Raw genomic sequence first — 326 nt, 5'->3', positions numbered from 1 at the left:
CGCGAAGGTTGCGCTGTTCTTGGAGGAGTCAGGCCTTGAGTACGAACTCATCCCTGTTGATACGCGCAAGGGTGAACAGCACGATCCGGCGTTTCTCAAGATCAATCCGAATGCCAAGACACCGGCTCTGGTTGATGGTGACAACGTGGTATTCGACAGCAATGCCATACTGCTCTATCTGGCTGAAAAGACCGGGATGTTCCTGCCTGCTGACAACCTCAAGGCGCGAGGTGAGATGTATTCCTGGCTCATGTTTGTCGCGACCGGTATCGGCCCGTACTCTGGACAGGCTGTTCACTTTAAGCACTTCGCCCCCGAGCCAAAAG

At 54.6% G+C, this 326-nt stretch carries 1 protein-coding gene; it reads left to right on the top strand.

All coding sequences use genetic code 11. The features are described from left to right. The coding region (locus KMS84_RS44280; protein WP_256921499.1) for a glutathione S-transferase family protein at positions 1-326 on the top strand (326 nt) is incomplete at both ends.

This window comes from Streptomyces hilarionis (assembly GCF_024539675.1).
Classification (GTDB): Bacteria; Actinomycetota; Actinomycetes; order Streptomycetales; family Streptomycetaceae; genus Streptomyces; species Streptomyces hilarionis.
This window is presented reverse-complemented; position numbering and strand designations above follow the sequence as displayed.